This window comes from Streptomyces sp. NPDC026394 (assembly GCF_055567735.1).
Window position 1 is genome coordinate 84,071 of the sequence record NZ_JBVHPX010000025.1, and the last position, 21,403, is coordinate 105,473.

17 protein-coding genes are annotated in these 21,403 nt (G+C 70.5%); 4 read left to right on the top strand and 13 right to left on the bottom strand.

From position 1 onward, the window contains the following. Positions 1-65: 65 nt before the first annotated feature. From ACZ4QV_RS36160 to ACZ4QV_RS36200, 9 genes are all read right to left on the bottom strand, one after another. Positions 66-257, bottom strand: a complete 192-nt coding sequence (locus tag ACZ4QV_RS36160) for a linaridin family RiPP (protein ID WP_361155627.1) — start codon at positions 255-257, stop codon at positions 66-68. Between the two features lie 132 nt (positions 258-389). Continuing rightward, positions 390-971: a hypothetical protein gene (locus tag ACZ4QV_RS36165; RefSeq protein WP_361155625.1), complete on the bottom strand. Its 582-nt coding sequence runs from the start codon at positions 969-971 to the stop codon at positions 390-392. Continuing rightward, on the bottom strand, positions 968-1,876 hold the full coding sequence (locus ACZ4QV_RS36170; RefSeq protein WP_361155624.1) for an alpha/beta fold hydrolase: 909 nt from the start codon (positions 1,874-1,876) through the stop codon (positions 968-970). The genes ACZ4QV_RS36165 and ACZ4QV_RS36170 overlap by 4 nt, the downstream gene beginning before the upstream one ends. Positions 1,877-2,031: 155 nt before the next feature. Then, the gene (locus tag ACZ4QV_RS36175) at positions 2,032-2,409 is read right to left on the bottom strand and encodes a transposase (RefSeq protein ID WP_361155622.1); all 378 of its coding nucleotides are present in this window, start codon (positions 2,407-2,409) and stop codon (positions 2,032-2,034) included. 46 nt (positions 2,410-2,455) lie between these two features. Further along, the gene (locus ACZ4QV_RS36180; RefSeq protein WP_467764017.1) at positions 2,456-3,223 is read right to left on the bottom strand and encodes a class I SAM-dependent DNA methyltransferase; all 768 of its coding nucleotides are present in this window, start codon (positions 3,221-3,223) and stop codon (positions 2,456-2,458) included. 369 nt (positions 3,224-3,592) lie between these two features. Beyond that, entirely contained in the window at positions 3,593-5,104 is a 1,512-nt protein-coding gene (locus ACZ4QV_RS36185) for a phytoene desaturase family protein (protein WP_361155619.1), read from the bottom strand. Beyond that, positions 5,101-7,161: an ABC transporter ATP-binding protein gene (locus tag ACZ4QV_RS36190; protein WP_361584627.1), complete on the bottom strand. Its 2,061-nt coding sequence runs from the start codon at positions 7,159-7,161 to the stop codon at positions 5,101-5,103. The genes ACZ4QV_RS36185 and ACZ4QV_RS36190 overlap by 4 nt, the downstream gene beginning before the upstream one ends. A gap of 282 nt (positions 7,162-7,443) precedes the next feature. Further along, the gene (locus ACZ4QV_RS36195; protein ID WP_361155617.1) at positions 7,444-9,231 is read right to left on the bottom strand and encodes a threonine/serine exporter family protein; all 1,788 of its coding nucleotides are present in this window, start codon (positions 9,229-9,231) and stop codon (positions 7,444-7,446) included. Positions 9,232-9,491: 260 nt separating this feature from the next. Further along, positions 9,492-10,211: a DedA family protein gene (locus ACZ4QV_RS36200; protein ID WP_361155615.1), complete on the bottom strand. Its 720-nt coding sequence runs from the start codon at positions 10,209-10,211 to the stop codon at positions 9,492-9,494. 392 nt (positions 10,212-10,603) lie between these two features. On the opposite strand from ACZ4QV_RS36200, the gene ACZ4QV_RS36205 reads away from it, so the two are divergent. Further along, positions 10,604-10,975 (top strand): YbjQ family protein, encoded by a 372-nt coding sequence (locus tag ACZ4QV_RS36205; protein WP_073760643.1) that lies wholly within the window; start codon positions 10,604-10,606, stop codon positions 10,973-10,975. Between the two features lie 112 nt (positions 10,976-11,087). Here the strand turns inward: ACZ4QV_RS36205 and ACZ4QV_RS36210 are convergent, their stop codons facing one another. Beyond that, on the bottom strand, positions 11,088-11,846 hold the full coding sequence (locus ACZ4QV_RS36210) for a MerR family transcriptional regulator (RefSeq protein ID WP_467764018.1): 759 nt from the start codon (positions 11,844-11,846) through the stop codon (positions 11,088-11,090). A 120-nt stretch (positions 11,847-11,966) separates the two neighbouring features. On the opposite strand from ACZ4QV_RS36210, the gene leuE reads away from it, so the two are divergent. Further along, on the top strand, positions 11,967-12,641 hold the full coding sequence (gene leuE / locus ACZ4QV_RS36215; RefSeq protein ID WP_361155612.1) for a leucine efflux protein LeuE: 675 nt from the start codon (positions 11,967-11,969) through the stop codon (positions 12,639-12,641). Positions 12,642-12,834: 193 nt separating this feature from the next. Here the strand turns inward: leuE and ACZ4QV_RS36220 are convergent, their stop codons facing one another. The 3 genes from ACZ4QV_RS36220 to ACZ4QV_RS36230 form a co-directional block, all read right to left on the bottom strand. Then, on the bottom strand, positions 12,835-13,884 hold the full coding sequence (locus tag ACZ4QV_RS36220; protein ID WP_361639792.1) for a methyltransferase: 1,050 nt from the start codon (positions 13,882-13,884) through the stop codon (positions 12,835-12,837). Between the two features lie 395 nt (positions 13,885-14,279). Then, complete coding sequence (locus tag ACZ4QV_RS36225; protein ID WP_361639790.1) at positions 14,280-14,756, bottom strand: CDI toxin immunity protein; 477 nt, start codon at positions 14,754-14,756, stop codon at positions 14,280-14,282. Beyond that, entirely contained in the window at positions 14,753-18,733 is a 3,981-nt protein-coding gene (locus ACZ4QV_RS36230; RefSeq protein ID WP_467764019.1) for a polymorphic toxin-type HINT domain-containing protein, read from the bottom strand. The genes ACZ4QV_RS36225 and ACZ4QV_RS36230 overlap by 4 nt, the downstream gene beginning before the upstream one ends. Before the next feature lie 707 nt (positions 18,734-19,440). On the opposite strand from ACZ4QV_RS36230, the gene ACZ4QV_RS36235 reads away from it, so the two are divergent. After that, on the top strand, positions 19,441-20,853 hold the full coding sequence (locus ACZ4QV_RS36235; RefSeq protein ID WP_361639787.1) for a glutamate decarboxylase: 1,413 nt from the start codon (positions 19,441-19,443) through the stop codon (positions 20,851-20,853). 114 nt (positions 20,854-20,967) lie between these two features. Next, positions 20,968-21,255: a hypothetical protein gene (locus ACZ4QV_RS36240; protein ID WP_361639785.1), complete on the top strand. Its 288-nt coding sequence runs from the start codon at positions 20,968-20,970 to the stop codon at positions 21,253-21,255. Positions 21,256-21,403 lie beyond the last annotated feature (148 nt).

The window sequence follows — 21,403 nt, forward strand, 5'->3', positions numbered from 1 at the left end:
CGGCGGCCGACATGGGGCAGGGGCACGACAGGCGCAGGTGCCTGCCGTGCCCCTGCTGTGTTCCGTCAGCCGATGTTGTGGGTGACCTTGTCGAGCGCCACCGCCGTCGCCGAGGTCGCCGCGAAACCGACCGGAGTGGCCTCCGGGGTGGCGACGGTGGCGAGCGGGGTGACCATGGTCGGGGTGGAGTCGGCGCCGATACGACCCGGCTTCACGTCGGTGAGCTCGGCGTTGGCGAAGTCGGCCAGGATGGACATGTTGTCTTCTTTCTCTCGAATTCTCACAGTGAGCAACTCCAGCCGTTCGGCGGGAGGGCACGGACTCACGCGGCCCTGGTACGGCCGAGTGAGTGCGCGGCTTCCAGCCGAGAGGACCCCCGAGCCCCTCTTCTAGGCGGCCAGCGGAAGAGTTTCCGGATCCGGTGCTTCCGCCGTGGGCAGTGAGATTTCCTCGGACACGAAGAACGGCTCGATCTGCCGGTGCTCCGGAGCGGTGAGATACGAGTGCATCAGCAGGAACTGACTGTGCGACGCACCGTCCACATGCGGCAGGTGGTGCTGGATGTATCCGGAGAGCAGCCGGTATCCGGGCGACCACACCACGGGCGCCAGTTCCGATCCGGCCGCCGCCGCACGGGACCGGATGCCCTGGATCGCGTCGAACAGGGCCTTGGGGGACCGGTTGCGGGCGTTCCAGGCCAGGGCGTACCAGGGCCGGTCGCGGGTGACCGGGATCTCCTGCCACTCCCCCGGCTTGCCGTCCGCGATGTCCCGGTAGAGCAGGTGGCAGTCCTTGACTCCGGGATTCGGCCCGAAGAAACGCCAGTTCGGCGTCGGGATGCGCAGCTTGCCGCACCACAGGATGTTGTCGAAGCGCGTCTCGGGCAGTTGCGCCGCGGCCGTCGCGACGAGCCAGGCGGCGAGGGAAGCCGTGACGGCGGCGGTCTTCACGCGTTCCGTGTTCACGTTCATGCTGACGTCAGCTCCTCTCCCGTACCGCCGTTCCCGTCGGCCGGCCGGTCCCCGGCGGCCGGTCCGCCGTCCGCGCCGGCCGGCCCGGCCGGCGGCTCGTCGGTGATCGCCTTCGCCACCTGCTCGGCGAAGGCCCGCACGGAGAGGATCGTCTCGTGGTCGGACCCGTCGACGAAGCGGTGCCGGGACCTCTCCGAGAGGGTGGCCATCCTGGCCTGGACCACGCGGTGCGCGTCGTTGTCCCCCTGGTTGTTCTCCGCCGTGACCACGGTCAGCGGCAGGTCCAGGGACGTGAGTTCCGGGTAGGTCATCGCGTCCCGGTAGTCCCGGTGGGCCATGGCCCAGGTCCGGGGCTCCGCCAGGAACGCCCGGGAGCTCCGGTTGACGTCCTGGCGATAGGTCTCGAACTTGTTCAGGGCGGGCCGGAAGGCCGCCACCCCCGCCATGGCGTACGCCCGCTCCATGAGCATCGACTGCCGGGACCAGCGGTCGACCTCGGAACGCCGGGAGCTGCGCAGATGCGCCACATCGGTGGCATCGACCATGACCACCGAGGTCACGCCCCGCGCCGCGCCGGGGTGGCGCGACGCGTAGGCGGCGACGAGATATCCGCCGAGGGAGTGCCCGGCCAGCACCAGCGGGAGTTCGCCGGTGAAGGTCTCGCGCAGTTCGTCCAGCAGCGTGAAGTGCTGCTCCAGGCCGTAACCGGCGGCCGACGAGCTGAGCCCGTACCCGGGGCGGTTGAACTTCACGTACCCCATGTCCGGGGGAAGTGCTTCGCAGACCCAGTCCCAGTATTCGTGGGGCGTCCCCAGCCCGTTGTCGAGCAGTACGACGCGCTCGGCCTGCGGAGGAATACGGACGTCGACCTCTACGAGGCTGCCGTCGGGCCTTTCGTGCAGCATGTAGCGACGCGCACGTTCCCGTCTGCCTTTCCACCGCATTACCGCGCCGGTCAGCAGGCTCGCGCCGGCCAGTCCGGCCATACCTACGCCAAACTGGCGTTCCAAAGACGCCACATTCCCTCCCCCGTGATGCGAAGTGACTGATGCCCGGAAAGCTAGCACGCAGTGCCGGGATAAAATAACGAGTTACTTGAATCTTGGGACCGTGCGGGCCTGGCACCGCGTACCGGACCGCGGCCGGCCGTACTCCTGCCGTACTTGCGGAGTTCTATGTACAACTCGCCTATCGTGGCTTTGAGCGTGGCGATTTCTTGAGTCAGCTCGGCCACCCGGGAGGCATCTTCGGTGTCCCTGCCGCCTTCACCGGCAAGGCCGACACGGGCCCCCTCAATAAACTGGCGACGCCAATTTGATACGGACTGCTCGGACACCCCGGCGTTGCGCGCGGCCTCCGCCGCGGTCAGTTCACCGGTGAGCACCCTGAGTACCAGAGCGAACTTCTGATCCGTCGGCAATATCGGCGGACGTCCCACGTCGATCCCCCTTCTGTCGTCCGCGTCCCGATGTCTGCTGCCGCCGTCAGGGCTTGACGTAGCTGCAGATGAACAGCGGGGCGCGGTCGCTGTAGGGGGTGCCGTCCCAGCGCGACATGCGGGCCTCGGGTTCCAGCCCGGCCGCGCGGGCGTAGCCGTCCACCTCGTCCGGCGTGGTCAGCCGGGTGAGTTCGCTGCCCACCCGGGTGGTGCCGTCGGCCTGGTACAGGATGTGCGAGCAGTGCCACTGGTCGTCGGCGAGCAGGGTGGAGTGGGTCTGTACGCCTGTACCCGGCTCGGGGTACGGGACGAAGTAGGTGGTGCGGGTCAGCCCTTCGTGCAGGGCCAGGACCGGCGGCTTGTTGTGCGTCTCGATCAGCAGCCGGCCGCCGGGGACCAGGAGGTCGGCCGCCCGCCGCACGGCCCGCTGCTGGTCCTCCGGTGTGGTCAGCACCGACAGGGTCGCGCAGACGCAGTACACCAGCCCGTAGCGGGATTCCGAGGTGTAGGTGCGGATGTCCCCGTGCACCGGGGTGACGGTTCCGCCGTCCTTCAGGTCCTTCAGTTTGACGCGCAGCGCGTCCAGCATTTCCGGCGAGGAGTCCACGCCGGTCACCTGGCCGGTCCGCTGCGCGAGCGGGATGGCTATCCGCCCCGTACCGACACCGAATTCGATGGTCCCCGCCTCCGGCGCGGGGTGACGGGCCAGCAGCCCTGCCACCGCTTCGGCCGTGAGCCTGTCGTCCGGGAGCAGCCGGTCGTACCACCCCTCGAACTGCCGCCCGTAGCCGATGTCCTCAACCCCGTTGTCCACCCGTTTTCCCCTTCTCTTTGTCCCCACTGTCATGCCGATGGGAGCGTCGTGACGCAAGGGGCGCCGGAACGGGACGGAAATGCGTCAACCAGGCCGACTGCAGGGGGAACCACAGTCAACTGCTCGGCAGTCGGACCAGCAGAGCCATACGTCCAGCGGTAACGCCTCAACGGCGCATGTGGGGGGACAGCGCTTCATTCGTCACCGTATCAAACAGACATGCGCGCCGTTTAGGCGTGCATTAAGGCCTTCTTGCGGACAGGTGTCTTCTGGGACCAATGTCTCAAGGTAGGGACTGCATAAACGACTTGACCGGACGGTGGGCAGCTCTTTGCCATTACCGCACCTTTTCAGTGCCACGAAATACCGTTATACGGGCACAGAGCCGAGAATGCCTGACGAACCGGAGAAATCCACCGGCCCGGGCGCCAGGCCGGGTACGTCACGCGTGCCGAAGCGGTGCCGGAGCGCGGAGAGCGCGGCCAGGTAGCCGGACATGCCGTGCACGCTGGGCCCCGGAGGGGTGGCCGAGGAGCACAGGAAGACGCCCGGCAGCGGTGTGCGGTACGGGTCGATGCGCGGGGCGGGCCGCGCGATGCTCTGGTACAGCGTCATCGCGCCGGAGCCGATGTCGCCGCCGACGTAGTTGGGGTTGTAGTCCTCGTACGCGGCGGCGGGCACGGAGCGGTGTGCGAGGACCGTGTCCCGGAAGCCGGGGGCGTAGCGCTCGATCCGCGCACAGACCCGGTCGAAGGGGTCGGTGGGATCGCCGTTGGGTACGTGAGCGTACGCCCATACCGGGCGCTTGCCGGGCAGCGCGCGCCCCGGGTCCGCCACCGCCGGGTCCACGACGAGGACGAACGGTTCCTTGGTACGTACTCCACGGGCGTTCGCCGTCTCCTGCCGGACCATCTCGGCGTGGGTGCCGCCCAGGTGCACCGTACCGGCGCGGCCGACTGCCGGTTCGGACCAGGGGATGGGCTCGGAGACCAGGAAGTCGACCTTGGCGGCGCCCGGCCCGTAACGGAAGCGTTCCAGGGAGCGCGCGTAGGCGCGCGGCAGCCGGCCGCCCGCCAGCGCCAGAAAGCCCTTGGGACTGGTGTCGAGCAGGATCGCTCGCGCGCCGCGCAGTTCCGCCAGGTCCCGTACGGGGTGTCCGGTGTGGAAGACGCCGCCGTGCCCGGCGATGTCCTCGGCCATCGCCTCCGCTATCCGGCCACTGCCGCCGCGCGGCAGCGGCCACCCCGTCCCGTGCGCCAAGTGGCCGAGCAGCATGGCCACCGCACCGGACGCGAGACTCGGCAGCTTGCCGACTGCGTGCGCGGCGACACCGGTGAGCAGGGCGGGTGCCTCCTCGCCCTGAAAGCGGGCCGCGCCCAGCGGACTGCCGTGCAGGGCCACCCGGCTCGCCAGCAGCAGGGCGGCCGCAGGGTCCCGCGGCAGACTGCGCTGCCCGGAGAGGATCAGGTCGACGACCGCTTCGCTGTGCTCCAGCAGCGGGCCCAGCAGCCGCCGCCAGCGGGGACCGTCGGGGCCCAGGTGCTCGCAGGTGGCATCCAGCGACCGGTGTGCCAGGGCGGCGCGGCCCCCGTCCAGCGGGTGGGCGTAGCTGATCTCCGGTTGCAGCAGCTCGACCCCGCGGCCCGCGAGGTCGAACGCGCGGAAGAACGGCGAAGCGGCGGCCATGGGATGGACGGCGGAGCAGAGGTCGTGCACGACGTCGGTGTCGAAGAGAGAGGCGGTACGCAGCCCTCCCCCGATCGACTCGGCCGCCTCGTACAGCTCCACGCGCAGGCCTGCGCGGGCCAGGACCACTCCGGCCGCGAGGCCGTTCGGGCCGGTGCCCACGATGGCGACGTCGGGGCTGTTCACGGTACTCATCGCTGCTCCTCACTGCCGACGGGCCGCAGCCGCATCGTCTGCTCACCGCTCCGGACAGGCTGGAGCCGCATCGTCTGCTCGCCGGGCCGGGCCGCCGGGGGCCCGCCGGGGCGGCTCGCCGGGACCCCGCCGGCCGTCATCACGTGCGCGGCCCGCTCCGCTTCCCCGCGCGCCGGACCGTCCGCCGCGCCGTCGAGGCCGGGCCCCGCGTACAGCTGCGAGCCGGCCAGCCTGCGGTAGAGCTCGTCGCGCTCCATCAGCTCCTGATGGGCGCCGGTGGCCCGGACGCTGCCCCCTTCCAGCACCACGATCTGCTCGGCGTCGACGACCGTGGATATCCGGTGGGCGATGGCGACGACCGCGCACTGCCGGGAGACCCGGCGCAGCACGTCGCGGAAGTCGCGTTCGGAGTCCGAGTCCAGGTGGGAGGTGGCTTCGTCCAGCAGCATGACCGCGGGCTTCTGCAGCAGTGTGCGGGCGATGCACAGCCGCTGGCGCTGGCCGCCGGACAGGCCGCTGCCCTGGTCGCCGAGTTCGGTGTCCAGGCCCTGCGGGAGGCCGGCGACCACGGTGGCGAGGCCGGCCATCTCCACGGCCTCCCGGATGGCGCCTTCGCCGGCGTGCGGATTGGCGTACGTCAGGTTCTCGCGCACGGTGCCGCGCATGGCCGCGCTGTCCTGCTGGACGTAGCCGACCAGGCCCCGGACCGTGTCGAGCGGAAGCGTGTCGACCGGCTGTCCGCCGAGCAGGATGCGTCCGCCGTCCGTCGCGTAGAACCGCTCGATCAGCTGGAAGAGGGTGGACTTGCCCGCGCCCGAGGGGCCGACCACCGCCGTCAGACCGCGCGCCGGCACGCTGAAGGAGACACCGTGGAGGACCTGCGTCCGGTCCTCCTGCCGACCGCGCCGGTAGGCGAACCGTACGTCGCGGAACTCGACCGCCGGCGGGTCCTGCCCCGGCCACGCGCCGGGTGCCGGGCGCCCCGCTCCCGCCGTACCGCCGTTTCCCCGGGCGGCCGCCGTACCGCCGTCTCCCCCGATGGCCGCCGCCCCGCCGCCCTCCTGGGGCAGCGCGACCAGCTCGTCGACCCGCTGGATGGCGGCCCGGCCCTGCACGAACTGGCCCACCGCCATGAAGAACATCACCAGCGGCGACACCAGCTGGAACAGATACATGATGAACGTGGTCAGGACGGCCATGTTCATCTCGCCGCGCGCCACCCACGTCATGCCGACGCCCACGACGACGGCGAGCGCGCCCTGCGTGCCGACGTTCATCGACGGGACCAGCAGGGCGTTGTAGGCGTTGACCCGGATGCCCGAGCGCCGCGCCTTCCCGGCCAGTCCGCCGATACGGGCGGTCTCGCGTGACTCGGCGCGGGACGCCTTGACCGTGGGCAGTGCGGAGAGCACGCGCTGCATGTCGCTGCCGAACGCGCCGGTGTCGTCGCGGTTCTGCAGGGCCGCCTTGCGCAGCTTGCGGGCGAGCGCCAGCGAGATGACGGCGGCGCCCCCCAGGCAGCTCATGGTGATGAGCATCAGCCACGGATCGATGACGAACATCAGGACGACACCGCCGGTCACGGTGGCGCCACTGGTGATCAACTGCGCGAGGCTCTGCGAAAGGGCGATCTTCACCAGTGAGGTGTCGGTGACCGCGCGGGTGAGAACATCCCCTTGCGGCCGTTTTCCGAACGCGGTGAGATCGGCCCGCAGCAGCCGTTCCGTCACGAGCCGGCGGACGCTGTGGACGATGTTCTCCCCGGCCCGCCCGATCACGTAGGACTGGAGCGAGGAGAAAAGCGCGCCCGCGCAGAAAAGGACGACGAGCCGGGTGACGGGCAGGCCGAGCGGATCGCCCGAACCCGCCGCCGCGATCAGTTCTCCGATGGCCCAGGGCTGGGTGAGCGAGGCGGCCACCCCCAGCAGGCCCAGCAGCACGCCAGTGATCAACAGGGTGCTGTGCTGCTTGAACACGCTCGCCACCGCACCGGCGCCGTTTCCGGCACCGTGTTCGGCCCCGCCGTCCGGCCCCGCGTTCCCGGCACGTCCCGTCATGAAGTGCTCCCCCGATCGGACGACGGCCGCGCCGCACGCGCGGCCGGAAGAACTGCCCTGCCTCGTGGGGGCCGGTCATCAGGAGGGCCGAAAGTAGCACGGCGTCCCGGCGTAAAGTTATGCGTTAGTTTCCTCGCCGGCGCACGCTTTTCGGGCGGGGAGCGGCCGTACGCGACCGGCGTCAGTTAATTGCTTTGTTGGGTGCCCGGCGCTTTTCACCGGGGCGGCCGGAACCGCCGCCCCGGAGAACACCGTCCGCCGCTTCCGGGGCGCCGCGGCCCGTCAGAAGCCTCGCGTCCGCTTCGCGGCGCGCCGTTCGCCCGGCTCCTCCTGGGTGACGCCGGGCGCCTTCATGAAGAGGCGGGCCACCTCGCCGCCGAGGTTCACGCCGACCGCGATGGCCAGGGCCAGGGAGGCGGCCTTGATGAGGGACGAGACGCCGGGGCCGATGTCGCCCTGGGCGAAGTTGAGCAGCCCGAAGTACGTGGCGCTACCGGGCAGCAGCGGCCCGATCGCGGCGGTCACGTACGGCAGCGCGGACGCGTACCGGTAGCGGCTGAGGAGCTGGCCGAAGAGGCCGACGAGGCCGGCCGCGATGGCCGTGGCGGGTACCGCGTTCATGCCGCTGACGTTGGCGAGCGCCCCGTACACGACCCATGCGACGCCGCCGTTGAGCGTGGCGAGCAGGACGGTGTGACGTTCCTGCTGGAGCAGTACGCAGAAGGCCAGGGCCAGCATCATCGCGGCCGCGATCTGGACCGGCGGATCGTTGAACGACGCGAACCCGGCGGCCGGGTAGAGGTACTCCGGATTGAGCTGGAGCCCGATGTAGAGCGCGGCGAGCACACCGATGACGATGCCGACGATGAGGTAGCCGACCTCCAGCAACCGGGCCGACGCGGTGATGTAGTACCCCGTCAGGCCGTCCTGCACGGCGGCCACCAGCGCCCGCCCCGGGATCAGCGCGAACAGTCCACCGGTGATCACCGCGGACGCCTGCACGGCGACGTGCGAGAAGCTGAGGGCGACCCCTATGGCGGCCGGCGGCATGGCGGCGACCACGAACTGGTAGAACTCCGGCAGCCCGCGGCTGGACGCCAGCCAGGCCAGCCGGTCGCCGAGCATCGAGCCGACCATGGCCGCGATGAAGACGACCACCCCGCCGCCCACCAGCATGCTCGCCGCGCCGGACAGCAGCCCGGAGGCGACGGTCAGCGCCCAGCTCGGGAAGGGGTGCCGGTTACGCCGGATCTCGGCCAGGCCGCGGTACGCCTCCTCCAGGGTGATGCCGTCGGAGGTGATGTCGTCCACGAGGCGGAAGACCGCGGAGAGCCGGGTGTAGTCCACGCCGCGCCGCCGCACCGTGCGGCTGGCCGTCACCGGGTCGTCGACCAGCGACGGCTGGTAGGAGATCGACAGCAGCGTGAAGGTGACGGTGGGCTCGACACGCTCCAGTCCGTACGCGTGTGCGACGCCGAACATCGCGGCTTCCACGTCCTCCGCGCCCTCGCCGCCGGCCAGCAGGATCTCGCCGATCCGCAGGGTCAGGTCGAGGACGCGCGGCACCGCGGGGCCGCTCTCCTCGGCGCGCTCCACCCGCTCGGGGACCGGCCGCTCGCCGACCGGCATCCGCAGCATCGTGCGCATCCGGTCCTGCCAGGGCGTCTCCTTGGTCAGGCTGATGACGGGGATGCCGTGCGGCGGTGTGAAGGCGGGCCAGCCCGCCGGCGTCCGGTCGGGAAGCTGGTGCTGACCGGTGGTGCTGTTGGTACCGGCGGGCGGGGTGAAGGCGGAACCTTCCGGCTCGGCCGGCGCCTCGGTCTTCAGGCCCTCGGGGAGGGCGAACTCGGAGGTGGGGTGCTCCTCCTCGGGGACCTGCGGGTACGGCATCCCGGGCGGCGGGGTGAAGGCGCTGCGCGCCTCGTCCGACTGGGGCTTGCGGTCCTCGGCCTGATCACTGCCACCGTTCGTGCCGTTGCTGGCGCTCTGTGCGCCTCTGACGCCGTTCACGCCGCTCTTCCCGTTCGTGCCGTTGGTTCCGCGCTGGCCCCGCTGTGCGTCCGACGCCACGTCTCTTCGCTCCTCGTACGCCTCCTGCCGACCGTCAAGGACACGATGCCTGATGGTCGGCAGGGGCGCGCGTGGCGGGGCCCCTCCTGAGGTTCATACGGGCTGCGAGTGTCCCCTGTTTCTCAGGGGAAACCCGTGAATTCCGGCGCGGTACTCGGCGGCAGCGCCGTACCGAGGCCCTTCCGAGGCTGTCCCGACGACCGCGACGACCGCCGTACGGATGTCACCGGACGGCGGTCGGCGGCGGTACGCCGGTCGGCTCAGCGCTTGGCGTGCCGGCCGCGGCGGCCGTCGTTGCCCGGCTGGCGGGGCGGTTGGACGGCGCCCGTCGGGTCGTACGGCGCCTGGGCGGCGGCCTTCTTGTTCTTGCCGCGGGCGCGCAGGTACTCGATGACGATCGGGACGACCGAGATCAGCACGATCGCGACGAGGATCAGCTCGATGTGCTTGTGGACGAACTCGATGTTGCCCAGGGAGGCGCCGAGGAGGGTGACACCGGCGCCCCACAGGGTGCCGCCGATGACGTTGAAGGTGATGAACGAGCGGTAGTTCATCTTGCTCACGCCCGCGATGATGGGCGTGAAGGTCCGGACGATCGGCACGAAACGGGCCAGGATCAGCGACTTCGGCCCGTGCTTCTCGAAGAACTCGTGCGCCTTCTCCACGTTCTCCTGCTTGAAGAGCTTGGAGTCCGGGCGCTTGAACAGCGCGGGTCCGACCTTGCGGCCGAAGAGATAACCGGCCTGGTCACCGAGGACCGCCGCGAGCACGATCAGCAGGCACACCAGCCACAGCGGCTTGTCCAGCTTGTCGGTCGTCACCAGCAGGCCGGTGGTGAACAGGAGCGAGTCGCCCGGCAGGAAGAAGCCGATCAGCAGACCGGACTCCGCGAAGACGATGATCAGCACGCCGATCAGCCCGAACGTGCCGATCAGATAGTCCGGGTCCAGCCACTGGGGGCCGAGCGCGAGAGTATTCACGGGGTGAAGGCTCCTGGGTCGAGGGCGCCGGATCGTGCGGTACGACGGGATGCAGGCGCAGTGTGCGGCCCAAAGCTATCAACGCCGGATGACGAGCCATGGTTCCAGCCGCTCTCCGCGGCCCCCGTACACCCCGCGCCGGCCCCCTCCACGGCCGTACGAGGGCGCCCCGCCGCGGACTCCGCCGCCTCCGCACGGGCCCTCCCCTCCACCTCCGTACGAGCGACAAGCACCGGTCCTCCCCTTCCCCCTCCCCCCGTCATGGCCGGACACGACGGCCCCGATGTCCCCGTTCCCTCCTGATTCCCCCGTTCCGCACCTCCCCCATGAGACGCTCCCCGCGAGGAGCCCGCCGGACAGGCGGCTCACCGTACGGAGGGACAGGACACACGATGGGCATCGAGGAGTTCGGCGGCGGCCAGGCCGCGCAGGCCGACGTGCTGGTGGTGACGACCAACGACGTCCCGGGATACGAGGTGCAGCGGGTCGTCGGCGAGGTCTTCGGCCTGACGGTGCGCTCCCGGCACCTGGGCAGCCAGATCGGGGCCGGGCTGAAGTCGATGATCGGCGGCGAGCTGAAGGGCCTGACGAAGACGCTCGTGGAGACCCGTAACCAGGCGATGGAACGGCTGGTGGAACAGGCGCGGGCGCGTGGCGCCAACGCGGTGCTGATGTTCCGCTTCGACGTGACGGAGGCGGCCGACGTCGGCACGGAGGTCTGCGCGTACGGCACCGCCGTCGTGATCGCCCCGAAGAACGCCTGAGCCCGCCCGGTCGCCGACCCCGCCGTACGGGCCCGTACGGGCCGGGAGCACGCCCGTACGGGCCAGGGGACGCTCTGCCCCGTGCGGACTCGCTCCCCTACCCCGTACGCACTCAGCTGTTACGGACCGCGTTGGCCAGCATCGCGTCCCGCATGTACACCGCCAGCCCCGGCCGGATGGCCTCGTAGGTGGCGGTGAAGCGCTCGTCCGCGACGTACATCTCGCCGAGGCAGGTGTGCATCTCGTGCGAGCAGTCGTAGTAACCGGCCGCGATGCACCGGCGGTGCTCCTCGGCCACGTCCATCGCCGCGGCCGAGTCCGCGGGCAGCCCGCTCGCCATCACCTCGGCCATCTTCCGGTGGACGGCGTCGAACTCCTCCGTCACCCGCTTCCAGTCCTCCTTGGTGTACGACGCCGTCCGCCGCTGCGACTCCTGGTACGCGTCGGTGCTGCCCCAGCGCTCGCGCACCTCGTCCTCGTACGCGTCCGGGTCGAAGTCCCCGAACACCTCGAACTTCTCCTCGGGGGTGAGATTGACGCCCATTTCGCGTGCCTCCATCGCGTGTTCGACGGCGGCGGCCATCGCCTGGAGCTTGCCGATCCGGGCGCTCAGCAGCGCGTGCTGCCGCCGCAGGTGCTCCCGCGGGTCGGCGTCCGGGGCGTCCAGGAGGGCCGCCACCTCGTCGAGCGGAAAGCCGAGCTCCCGGTAGAACATGATCTGCTGGAGCCGGTCGAGATCGGCGTCGCCGTAGCGCCGGTGCCCCGCGTGACTGCGTTCCCCCGGCACCAGCAGCCCGATCTCGTCGTAATGGTGCAGGGTCCGCACCGTCACCCCGGCGAACCCGGCGACCTGCCCCACCGAATAACTCACCGTCCCGCCCTCCTTCCCTCTCGGTACGCGCTCCACGATGAGTCCTCACGCCACGTGAGGTGCAAGTCCGTATACCGGAAACCTGTGGGGCGGACGGGGCACGAGTGGCATCCTGCCGCCATGCTGGGGATAACCGACCTTCCGACCTACCTGGCGGGCCTCGCGCTCATCATTCTGCTGCCGGGCCCGAACTCGCTGTACGTCGTCTCCGTGGCCGCCCGCCGCGGCCCGCGCGTCGCCTATCGCGCGGCGGCCGGGGTGCTGTGCGGCGACACCGTCCTGATGACCCTGTCGGCAGGCGGCGTGGCCTCGCTCCTACAGGCCAGCCCGGTCCTCTTCACCCTCGTCAAATTCGCCGGAGCGGGCTATCTCACCTGGCTCGCGGTGGGAATGCTGCGCGGCGCGTGGGCCCTGTGGCGCAACCGGGAGGCGGCGAAGTCCCTCCGCAAGCAGGCCACGTCCGGCGAGGCCCCCGCCACCAGGGAAGCCCGCGAACGCCCCTACCGCCGGGCCCTGGTCATCAGCCTCCTCAACCCCAAGGCGATCCTTTTCTTCATCTCCTTCTTCGTCCAGTTCGTCGACCCCGCCTACGCCCACCCCGTCCTCTCCTTCCTCACCCTCGGCGCCTGGGCCCAGCTCTTCAGCCTCACCTACCTCTCGATCCTCATCTTCAGCGGCACCTACCTCGCCGCCACCTTCCGCCGCCGCAAACGCCTGACCGCGGGCCTGTCGGCCGGCGCGGGCGCGGCATTCCTGGGCTTCGCGGCGAAACTGTCCCTGGCGAGTGCGGGCTGACGCATTCCTCCTGAACGCCAGGGGAGCCAGCCGGCACATCGCCCCTGACGCACACCCCGCTGATCCCGCACCGCACCGCCCGGCCAAATGATGTCGACCGGTACGCCCGCCCGCCGGGCGTACGCGACCACGTCGGCCGTCCAGCCGAAGCCCCTGGCGTGCCGTACCGGCTCCGTATCGGCTCCCTTCCGGATCAGATCCCCGCGGCCTCGATGACGAACAGCGCGTCCGCGGTCGGCAGCGGAGTGAGGCCGGTGATCTTGAAGCCGGCCGTGGCGCACAGGGTTTCGAAGTCGGCGCGGGTGCGTTCGCGGCCGCCGACGGTGACCAGCATGTTGAGGTCGCTCATGTAGGGCAGGGCGGTCGCGCCGGGCCGTACCGTGTCGGTGAGGACCGGCTCGATGATCAGCAATCGGCCGTCCGGGGGCAGTACCTGCCGGATGTGGCCCAGGATGCCGACGCACTGCTCGTCGTTCCAGTCGTGGATGACGCTCTTGAGCAGGTACAGGTCGCCGCCGGGCGGTGCCGCCGCGAAGAAGTCGCCGGGCTCCAGGGTGACGCGGTCGGCGACCCCCGCGGCGGCCAGTTTCGCGGGGGCCTGGGCGAGGCCCTCGGCGCTGTCGTAGATCATGCCGCGCGACGTGGGATGGGCCCGCAGGATCGCGGCGAGCAGGGTGCCGTCGCCGCCGCCCACGTCGACGATGGTGGTGAAGCGGCCGAAGTCGTAGTGGGGCGGCACGGTCTGGGCGGCGGTGTGGGTGCGCTGGCTCATCGCGGCGTTGAACGCCTGCGACAGTTCCGGTTCGTCCTTGAGGTGGCTGAAGAAGTCCGTACCGAAGATCGAGTCGAAGGCGGGCGCACCGGTGCGCACGCTGTCCTCCACGCGCTCCCGGGCGAGGGTCATGACCGGCTCGCAGAAGATGCGGGCCAGGGCGGCCATGGAGTCCGGGGTGTCGCTGCGCAGCAGCGCTCCGGCGGCGGTGGCCTCGAAGACGCCCGCTTCGTGTTCGGTGAGCAGGTCCAGGGCGGCCAGTGCGCGCAGCAGGCGCAAGGTGGCCTGTGGGTCGGTGCCGCACGCGGCCGCCACGTCGGCCGCCGTACGGGTGCCGTCACCGATGCGGTCCAGCACGCCCAGCCGGACGCCCGCGCCCACGGCGTACGTGGCCAGCTGTCCGAACAGCAGCCGGGAGACGGTGGCGCGGGCCTCGCGGGCCGGCGTCGCCCGTTCCTCGTTCGCTTCCACGTCGGCTCCTTCGGGTCGCGTCGGGCACCGCTCCCGCGCCGGACCGGCGGCCGGGTGACGGCACGGCGGGGCCGGCGGATCCGTGTCCCCCGTCCCGCGCGATAAGTCAGGCAAAACTAAGTTCCCCTACAGGGTGGCGCAATACGCGGGCAACACACTGGAGCGCTGCGGAGGTTGACCGTTCACCCACTGGACGCCAAGGCGGGAAGGGTGCTGTGACGTCCCCGGCACACCGGGGCCCGCAGGGGCGCGGCCGGACCGTACGCAGTCAGGCAGGGGGGCAGGGGGGGGTGAGCCCGGCGGCAGCGCCCCGAGCCCCTGAGGCAAGAGCGGTGCCCCGCCCGGCAACCAGCCGGGCGGGGCACCGTCACTTCCGCAGTGCCGCAGCGCGTCGACTATGCCGGAGCCTCATCCGGAATGTCCGCCACGGTCACTCGGCCGTCCGGCAGGAATTCGATGAGGACCCGGTCCTCGGACGAGTAGACCCAGAAGTGCGGAAACTCGTCCAGGATGTCCGCCACATGCCGCACGACGTCGTTCACCGGGAGACGCACGGAGGGCATCACCAGCGTCCCCCAGAAGATCACGACGTGCGCGTCCTGGCGGATGTTCCTGGTCAGCAACTCCGTGACGCCGCGCATCCCTTCCTCGTCGTCCTCGTACCAGAGGCGCTCGGAGCAGGAGGCGTCCTCCCAGCCGATCTCACCGCTCGGGAGCTGCGGAAAACGATTCAGGCTGACGGCTTCGAGTGCGCGGCTCTCCTCCCGGCTCAGCAACTGGGCTTCCGTATGACCACCCGCCGCGCCGGCCCCGCTCCTCAAGAAAGCGGGGAGGTAATCCCGGCGGCTGCCGTAAGAGTTTATCTGCGTCATGTGTTGTTCTTCAGGAACTTTTCGAGTTCCTTCTCCATCTCCTTGAAGTCCGTCGCCTTGCTCTTCCACGGTACTGCCCACTTCCGGGCCGAGGCCCCCTTACCGACCATGACGTTGATGTGCAGTCCCTTCTGCTCGTCGATGTCCAGCCGGAACTGCTTGTAGACGCCGTTCACCCTGGTGGTGAACCCAATGGTCTTGTTGTACGTGGACTGTGCCGATTCCAGGCGCCCGATCAGCGTCTTGCGCGTACTCGCGTCGATCGGGCCGAGCAGCTTCAGCGCCTCGTTGCGGGCCTGCTCGAAGTGCTCGAACTGGCCGAGCACGATCTCCTTGCACGGACCCGAGTTGTGGACCAGCGCCGCGGCCGCTCCGACCCGTACATAGTACGTGTGGAGGCCCGCGACGGTGAGGTTGAAGACCTGCTGATCAGCCGTCCAGGTGCGGACCGCCTCGACCTTGTTCGTCGTGCCGTCCGGAGTACGGAGCAGCGCGCCCGGCGTGATGTCGCCGGCCTTGACCCACTCCTGCCGGTCCGCCAGCCAGAACGGGTGGCCGTCGGTGGCGGTGACCTGGCCGGTGGCGTCGCCCGTGGCGCCGTCGGTGTCGACGGTGAGCCGTACCAGGTGCTTGAGACCGCTGCCGACGATGACGTCGTCGACCGTCCGGACCGCGTTCCGGCCCGTCTCAGGATCGGTGGCCAGGACCTTGTCGCCGATCCTGACATCCTTGATCGGCCGAGTGCCGCCACCGGCCATCACCACCGGCGTCTCCGGGGTGAAGCTGTTCTTCCGGCAGGCGATCGAGACGGCCTTGCCGCCCTTGGCAGCCGCCTTGAAGAACTTCTCGGCCTTCTTGCCGTACTTCGCGGCAGTGGCACCGTAGCCCGCTCCGGGAACGGCCGCGGCGCAGGACAGACCGGCGTTGACCGCGTCGCCTTCGGCGCCGTACCACGCGCAGTTGCCCAGGTCGGCGAGGTCACCCGCGCCGGGGAAGAGGCCGACGATGTCGAGCCCGAAATGACCGGCTTCCGAGACGACGTCCCAGATGCTGGAGTCCTTCTTCTCGGCCTCCGCTTCCTCCTGCTTCTTGAGGGCATCGTCGATCCGCGCCCGCTCCTTCTCGGCCTCCTTCTCCTGCTTGACGGCCTCCTCTTCCTTGCGCTTCTTCGCGACGGCGATCGCGAAGGCCTCCTTGGCGGCCTTCGTGGCCTCGGCCGCGTCCTTGCCCGCCTGGACGGCCGAAGCGCGGGCCGAGTTGGCGGCGGCCCAGGCATCCGAGGCGGAGGCGCGTGCCCACTGCGCCGAGGACTCGGCGCGGGCGGCGGACTCGGTGGCTTCGCGGGCCGCAACGTGCGCGTCGGCCTCGGCCTGACGGGCGATCCTGGCCGAACGGGCGGCCTCGGCCGCGGAGGCGGCGGCCGCGTCGGCGGACTTGCGGGCGCTGGCGGCGTACTTCTTCGCCTGCTCGGCCGACTCCTGGGCCTGTCGCTTGTACTCGTCCGCCTGGGCGGCGGCGTTCTTGGCACGCTGGGCGGACTCGGCCGCCTTCAGGGCGTTCTGCTGGGCGGACGCCGCGACTCCGGACGCCTCCGCGATCAGACGCTGGATGTCGGCGCTGTGGGTGGCGGCGAGCTGGTCCTGGCGCGCTGCCTTGTACTGGCCGACCTCTATGAAGGCGTGCAGCAACTGCGGCGGTCCCGCCAAGGCGATCTTGGCCGCGGCCTTGGTCTCCGTGGTCTGCTGGCCGTCGACGCTGAGCAGTTGGAGCGCGCGCACACGCTCATCGGCCGTCCGGGCCGTGTACTGCCCGGTGGTGATGAAGTCGCGCAGTTTCTCGGGCGAACCGTCGTTCAGCGCGGCCTTGGCCGCCTCCTGGACCTGCGTTCCCCCCTTGCTGTTGATCTGCAGCGCCTTGATGCGGTAGTCACCGTTCGCGGCCTTGTGCTGACCGGTGCGCAGGAACTCACGGATCGTCTCGGCGTCGCCTTCCAGCGCCTTGGCGGCCGCGGCGCGGACCGACTCCATCTCGGACTCGTCCGCCAGGTGCTCGACCCGGGCCCGCTCGTCCTGCTCCGCGGCCTCCTGCCAGCCGTGTTCGACGTACTCGCGCACGTCGCCGTCCGAGCCGGCCAGGGCCACCCGGGCAGCGGTCTGGCTCCACGGGCCGCGGGTCTTCGCCGCGAGCAGCGCAAGCCGGCGGCCGTCCTCGGCGACCCGCTTCGGGTCGGCGCCGGGCTGGGCCGCTTCGGAGCCGATGCGCTGCGCCTCGTCGTCGAGTTCCTTGATCTTCTGCGCCTGGCCCTCCTGCTCGGCCTTGCGCTCGTCGTCCGCTTCCTTGAGGTCCTTGGCCTTCTCGATCGCCGCAGCCGTACGGGCCTTGAGGTCTTCCTCCTCGGTCTCCTGGGCCAGCTTGTGGACCTTCTGCGCCTGCTTGACGGCGTTGCTGGCCTCGGTGGCGGCTTCCTTGGCGGCCGTGGCGTGCGCGGCGGCCTTGTCGGCCTGCTTGTTCGCCTCGCCCGCGTGCTTGGCCGCGTCCTCCGCCGCGTCCGCGGCCTTGTTGGCGTGCTTCGCCGCCGCCCTGGCCGCGTCGCGTGACGCGAACGCCTCGGCCGCCGCCCGGTTCGCCAGCGTCTGAGCGGCATTGGCCGCGCGGGTCGCTTCGGCGGCATGGCGGCGGGCCTGGGCAGCCGCGGCCTTCGCCTCGGCCGCGTGCGCTCCGGCCGCGCCCGCGAGGTTGCTGGCATCGCTCGCCGCGGCGGCGGCCGCGTTGGCGTTGGCGCCCGCGCTCACCGCGGCCTTCGCCGCGTTGCCGGCCTCATGTGCCGCGACACCCGCGTGCTCGGCCGCCTGGGCCGCCTTCTCAGCGCCCTTCGCGGCGTCCCGCGCCTTCTGGGCGGCAGCACGGGCCGCCTCGGCCTGGCCGGCGTCCGAGGCCGCCGCTGCGGCGGCGTTCTGTGCCCGGGACGCGGCGTTTGCCGCACCGGCGGCAGCGGCGGCGGCCCGGGAGGCGGCGCTCGCCGCGACCCGCGCCGAGGCGTTGGCCGCCCGCGCCGCGGTGATCGCCTGCTGCGCGGCCCGCGCCGCGCCCTTGGCCGCCTGGGCGGCTCGGCTGGCCGCGCCGGCCGCCTTCACGGAGTCCTTGCGAGCCGCCTCGGTCTCCCGCTTGGCCTCCTGGGCGGCCTCCTTGGCCAGCTCCGAGGCGGCTACGGCGCGGTCCGACGCCGCCTTGGCCGCGTCCGTCTCCCGCTTCGCGCGGACCCCGGCTTCCGTGGCCTGCTGTGCCAGCTGCTCGACGGTGGCCCGCTCCTGGTCCCGGGCACGGGCCACCTCCAGGCCCACGTCCAGGAACTCCTGGATGTCAGCGGCGGACCCCTCCAGGGCGACCTTCGCCGCTTCCTTGACCGCCGGACCCGCCGTGCTGAGGATCTGAAGCACCCGGATCCGGTTGTCAGCCGCCCGGGCGGAGAGCTGGGTCTTGCTCAGGAACTCGCGTACGTCGTCCGGCGAGCCGTTCAGGGCGGCCTTCCCGGCCTCCTGGACGTTCTGCCCGCCGTTACTGATGGCCTGGAGAGCCAGGAGGCGCTGGTCCGCCACCAGCGGCTCCTGCCAGCCGTCCTTGAGGAAGTTCCGCACCAGATCGGGGGAGTTCGCGGACAGGGCCTTCGTGGCCGCCTCGCGCACATTCGGGCCGCTGGCGGACACGACCTGCATCGCCCCGATACGGTCGTCCTTGGCCTCGATGAGCGCCTGCTCGTTGTCCAGGAACCGCTTGACGTCGTCATCGGACCCCAGCAAGGCGGCCTCCGCAGCCGCCTTGACGCCCGCGCTGCCCTCCGTCCAGAACTTGACGACGCGGCCCCGGTCGGTGTCCGGAAGGGCGTTGACGGCCTCGTCGCCCTCCCAGTACTCCACATCACCCGCCGCGTTCGCCGGAGCGGCCCCCACTATCCCCGCGACGAATGTCAGCGGCAGCACGCCCGCGCACACAGCGCGTATACCGCGCCACCGCTTGCCTCTTTCTCGCACCGTACAAATCCTTATCGCTGGTCATTCCGTGCCGATCTTCGGCGCGACGAGCATACGACCGCGATTCTCCGAAAGATTGAGGCCCGACGCCGGACCGGCATGACCAGAGCGCACAACAGCAGAAGCCAGGGGATACTTAGTCAGGTCCAAATCGAGAGCGACGGGTTGGTGGGTTGCGAAAAAGAACCCACCTCGTGTCCAACTTGTTATCCAGCGGACCTTGTTGACCAGGCTGCACTGCGAGGTGATAGCTTCACAGTCGTCCCCGGTAAAGAGTAATTCATGTGGGCACCGTGTCCCCGCACGCCCCTCGGCAAGAATTCCTGGTGACACTCGGCGCCCGGTTCCGTGCCCGCATGCAATGAACCGAGAAAAGCAAGGGCGCGGCAATCGTCCAGCGCCGCGGAGGCGACGTCCAGTTGAGGATCACCACCGCTGCCGGCCGCGCCCGCCCCCCGGCAAGAGTCCAAGCGGTGCCCCCACCCCACCCGGAGAACACCTTTCGGTACACACCCCAGGCCGGCGCATCACAGGCGCGCCGAATGCCGCATATGTCCCCATCCCCGTATCATCACCCCTGGGCGCGGCCTGTCGTGAAGTTCACCCGCGTCCCGAAGGCAGGGCTTTCCGCGAACGGCTGAGGGTACGCGCGCACCATGCCACTCCACGAGGGATCAGACGCCGAGGACGGCAGGCAGCACCTGTCGGTCAACCCCTTCTACGGCGAGGCCGACCCGGTCGCGGGGATGGCCACGGCGCCGCCCCGGCACACACTGCCGGACGGCCCCACCGCCCCGCGCGCGGCCTACCAGCTCGTGCACGACGAACTGATGCTGGACGGCAATTCCCGGCTGAATCTGGCCACCTTCGTCACCACCTGGATGGAGCCGCAGGCCGACGTACTGATGGCGGAGTGCCGCGACAAGAACATGATCGACAAGGACGAGTACCCGCGCACCGCCGACCTGGAGCAGCGGTGCGTGGCCATCCTCGCCGACCTGTGGCACGCCCCCGACCCGTCCGCCGCCGTCGGCTGCTCCACCACCGGCTCCAGCGAGGCGTGCATGCTCGCCGGGATGGCCCTCAAACGCCGCTGGAGCCGGGCGAACGCCGACCGGTATCCGGCCCACGCCCGGCCCAACCTGGTCATGGGCGCGAACGTGCAGGTCTGCTGGGAGAAGTTCTGCACGTTCTGGGAGGTCGAGGCACGGCAGGTACCCATGCGCGGCGACCGCTTCCATCTGGACGGCGAGACCGCCGCCGCGCTCTGCGACGAGAACACCATCGGCGTCGTGGCCGTCCTCGGCTCGACCTTCGACGGTTCGTACGAGCCGGTGGCGGAGATCTGCGCGGCGCTGGACGACCTCCAGGAACGCACCGGTGTGGACATCCCCGTCCACGTGGACGCGGCCTCCGGCGGGATGATCGCGCCGTTCCTGGACCCCGGCCTGGTGTGGGACTTCCGGCTGCCGCGCGTGGTCTCCGTCAACACCTCCGGCCACAAGTACGGGCTCGTCTACCCCGGCGTCGGCTGGGCCCTGTGGCGCGACCGGCAGGCCCTGCCGGAGGAACTGGTCTTCCACGTCGACTACCTGGGCGGCGACATGCCCACCTTCGCCCTCAACTTCTCCCGCCCCGGCGCCCAGGTCGTCGCCCAGTACTACACGTTCCTGCGGCTGGGCCGGGAGGGCTACCGCGCCGTACAGCAGACCACCCGCGACGTGGCCCGCTCGCTCGCCGACCGGATCGGCGCGCTCGGCGACTTCCGCCTGCTGACCCGCGGCGACGAACTGCCGGTCTTCGCCTTCACCACGGCCGACGGCGTGCGGAACTTCGACGTCTTCGACGTGTCCCGCCGGATGCGCGAGCGCGGCTGGCTCGTCCCCGCGTACACCTTCCCGCCCGACCGGGACGACCTCTCCGTCCTGCGGATCGTCTGCCGCAACGGGTTCTCGCATGACCTGAGCGATCTGTTCGTGGCCGATCTGGAGCGGCTGCTTCCGGAACTACGGGCACAGAGCGGGCCTTTGGGGGGCCGGGCGGGGAGGGGCACCGCGTTCCACCACTGAGAGCCATGAAGGTCGCGCCGTCCGGCGTCACTCGGGCGGGTGGCGCCACGGTCGGTGGTGGGACGCGGAGTTAGGTGCACGCGCACGTGCACGCTCCGGTACTTGGGAGCAGCAATGGCCGCAGAAGCCGAGCAGGAGCGGGGAGCGCGGGCCATCCCGGAGACCTGGATGCACCGGCTGCCGGATGGCTGGACGGACGACCAGGTGAAGGATCTGGAGTTGCCGGTCGAAGGGGAACTGCTGGCTGGGAACATCGCGGTCCGGGAAATGGCCGTGGGGTGGCACAACCGTCTGCGAAACCAACGGTATCTCCAGTTGCGGAGCGTCCGGCGTGAGCCGTTCGCCGTCGACTGCGAGCAATGCGTGGTGATCGATGACCGCAACGCCCCCATTCCGACGTGACGGTCTTCGACAGGACGGGGCTCGATGTCCGCACGGTGGAACAGATTCCCGTGGACAAGACATCCCACGCGGATAAGCGTCAAGCCGCCGCTGCTTGGACCTCCGCTGGGGCTTGTGGGAAAGCGATCGTTTCGTTGTAGGTGTGACC

What these genes read in the sequence shown, in the direction of transcription:
- leuE (WP_361155612.1), top strand. Translation starts at nt 11,967, where the DNA reads ATGCTGGGGATAACCGACCTTCCGACCTACCTGGCGGGCCTCGCGCTC.
- ACZ4QV_RS36165 (WP_361155625.1), bottom strand. Translation starts at nt 971, where the DNA reads ATGAACGTGAACACGGAACGCGTGAAGACCGCCGCCGTCACGGCTTCC.
- ACZ4QV_RS36190 (WP_361584627.1), bottom strand. Translation starts at nt 7,161, where the DNA reads ATGACGGGACGTGCCGGGAACGCGGGGCCGGACGGCGGGGCCGAACAC.
- ACZ4QV_RS36225 (WP_361639790.1), bottom strand. Translation starts at nt 14,756, where the DNA reads ATGACGCAGATAAACTCTTACGGCAGCCGCCGGGATTACCTCCCCGCT.
- ACZ4QV_RS36170 (WP_361155624.1), bottom strand. Translation starts at nt 1,876, where the DNA reads ATGCTGCACGAAAGGCCCGACGGCAGCCTCGTAGAGGTCGACGTCCGT.
- ACZ4QV_RS36185 (WP_361155619.1), bottom strand. Translation starts at nt 5,104, where the DNA reads ATGAGTACCGTGAACAGCCCCGACGTCGCCATCGTGGGCACCGGCCCG.
- ACZ4QV_RS36205 (WP_073760643.1), top strand. Translation starts at nt 10,604, where the DNA reads ATGGGCATCGAGGAGTTCGGCGGCGGCCAGGCCGCGCAGGCCGACGTG.
- ACZ4QV_RS36160 (WP_361155627.1), bottom strand. Translation starts at nt 257, where the DNA reads ATGTCCATCCTGGCCGACTTCGCCAACGCCGAGCTCACCGACGTGAAG.
- ACZ4QV_RS36240 (WP_361639785.1), top strand. Translation starts at nt 20,968, where the DNA reads ATGGCCGCAGAAGCCGAGCAGGAGCGGGGAGCGCGGGCCATCCCGGAG.
- ACZ4QV_RS36235 (WP_361639787.1), top strand. Translation starts at nt 19,441, where the DNA reads ATGCCACTCCACGAGGGATCAGACGCCGAGGACGGCAGGCAGCACCTG.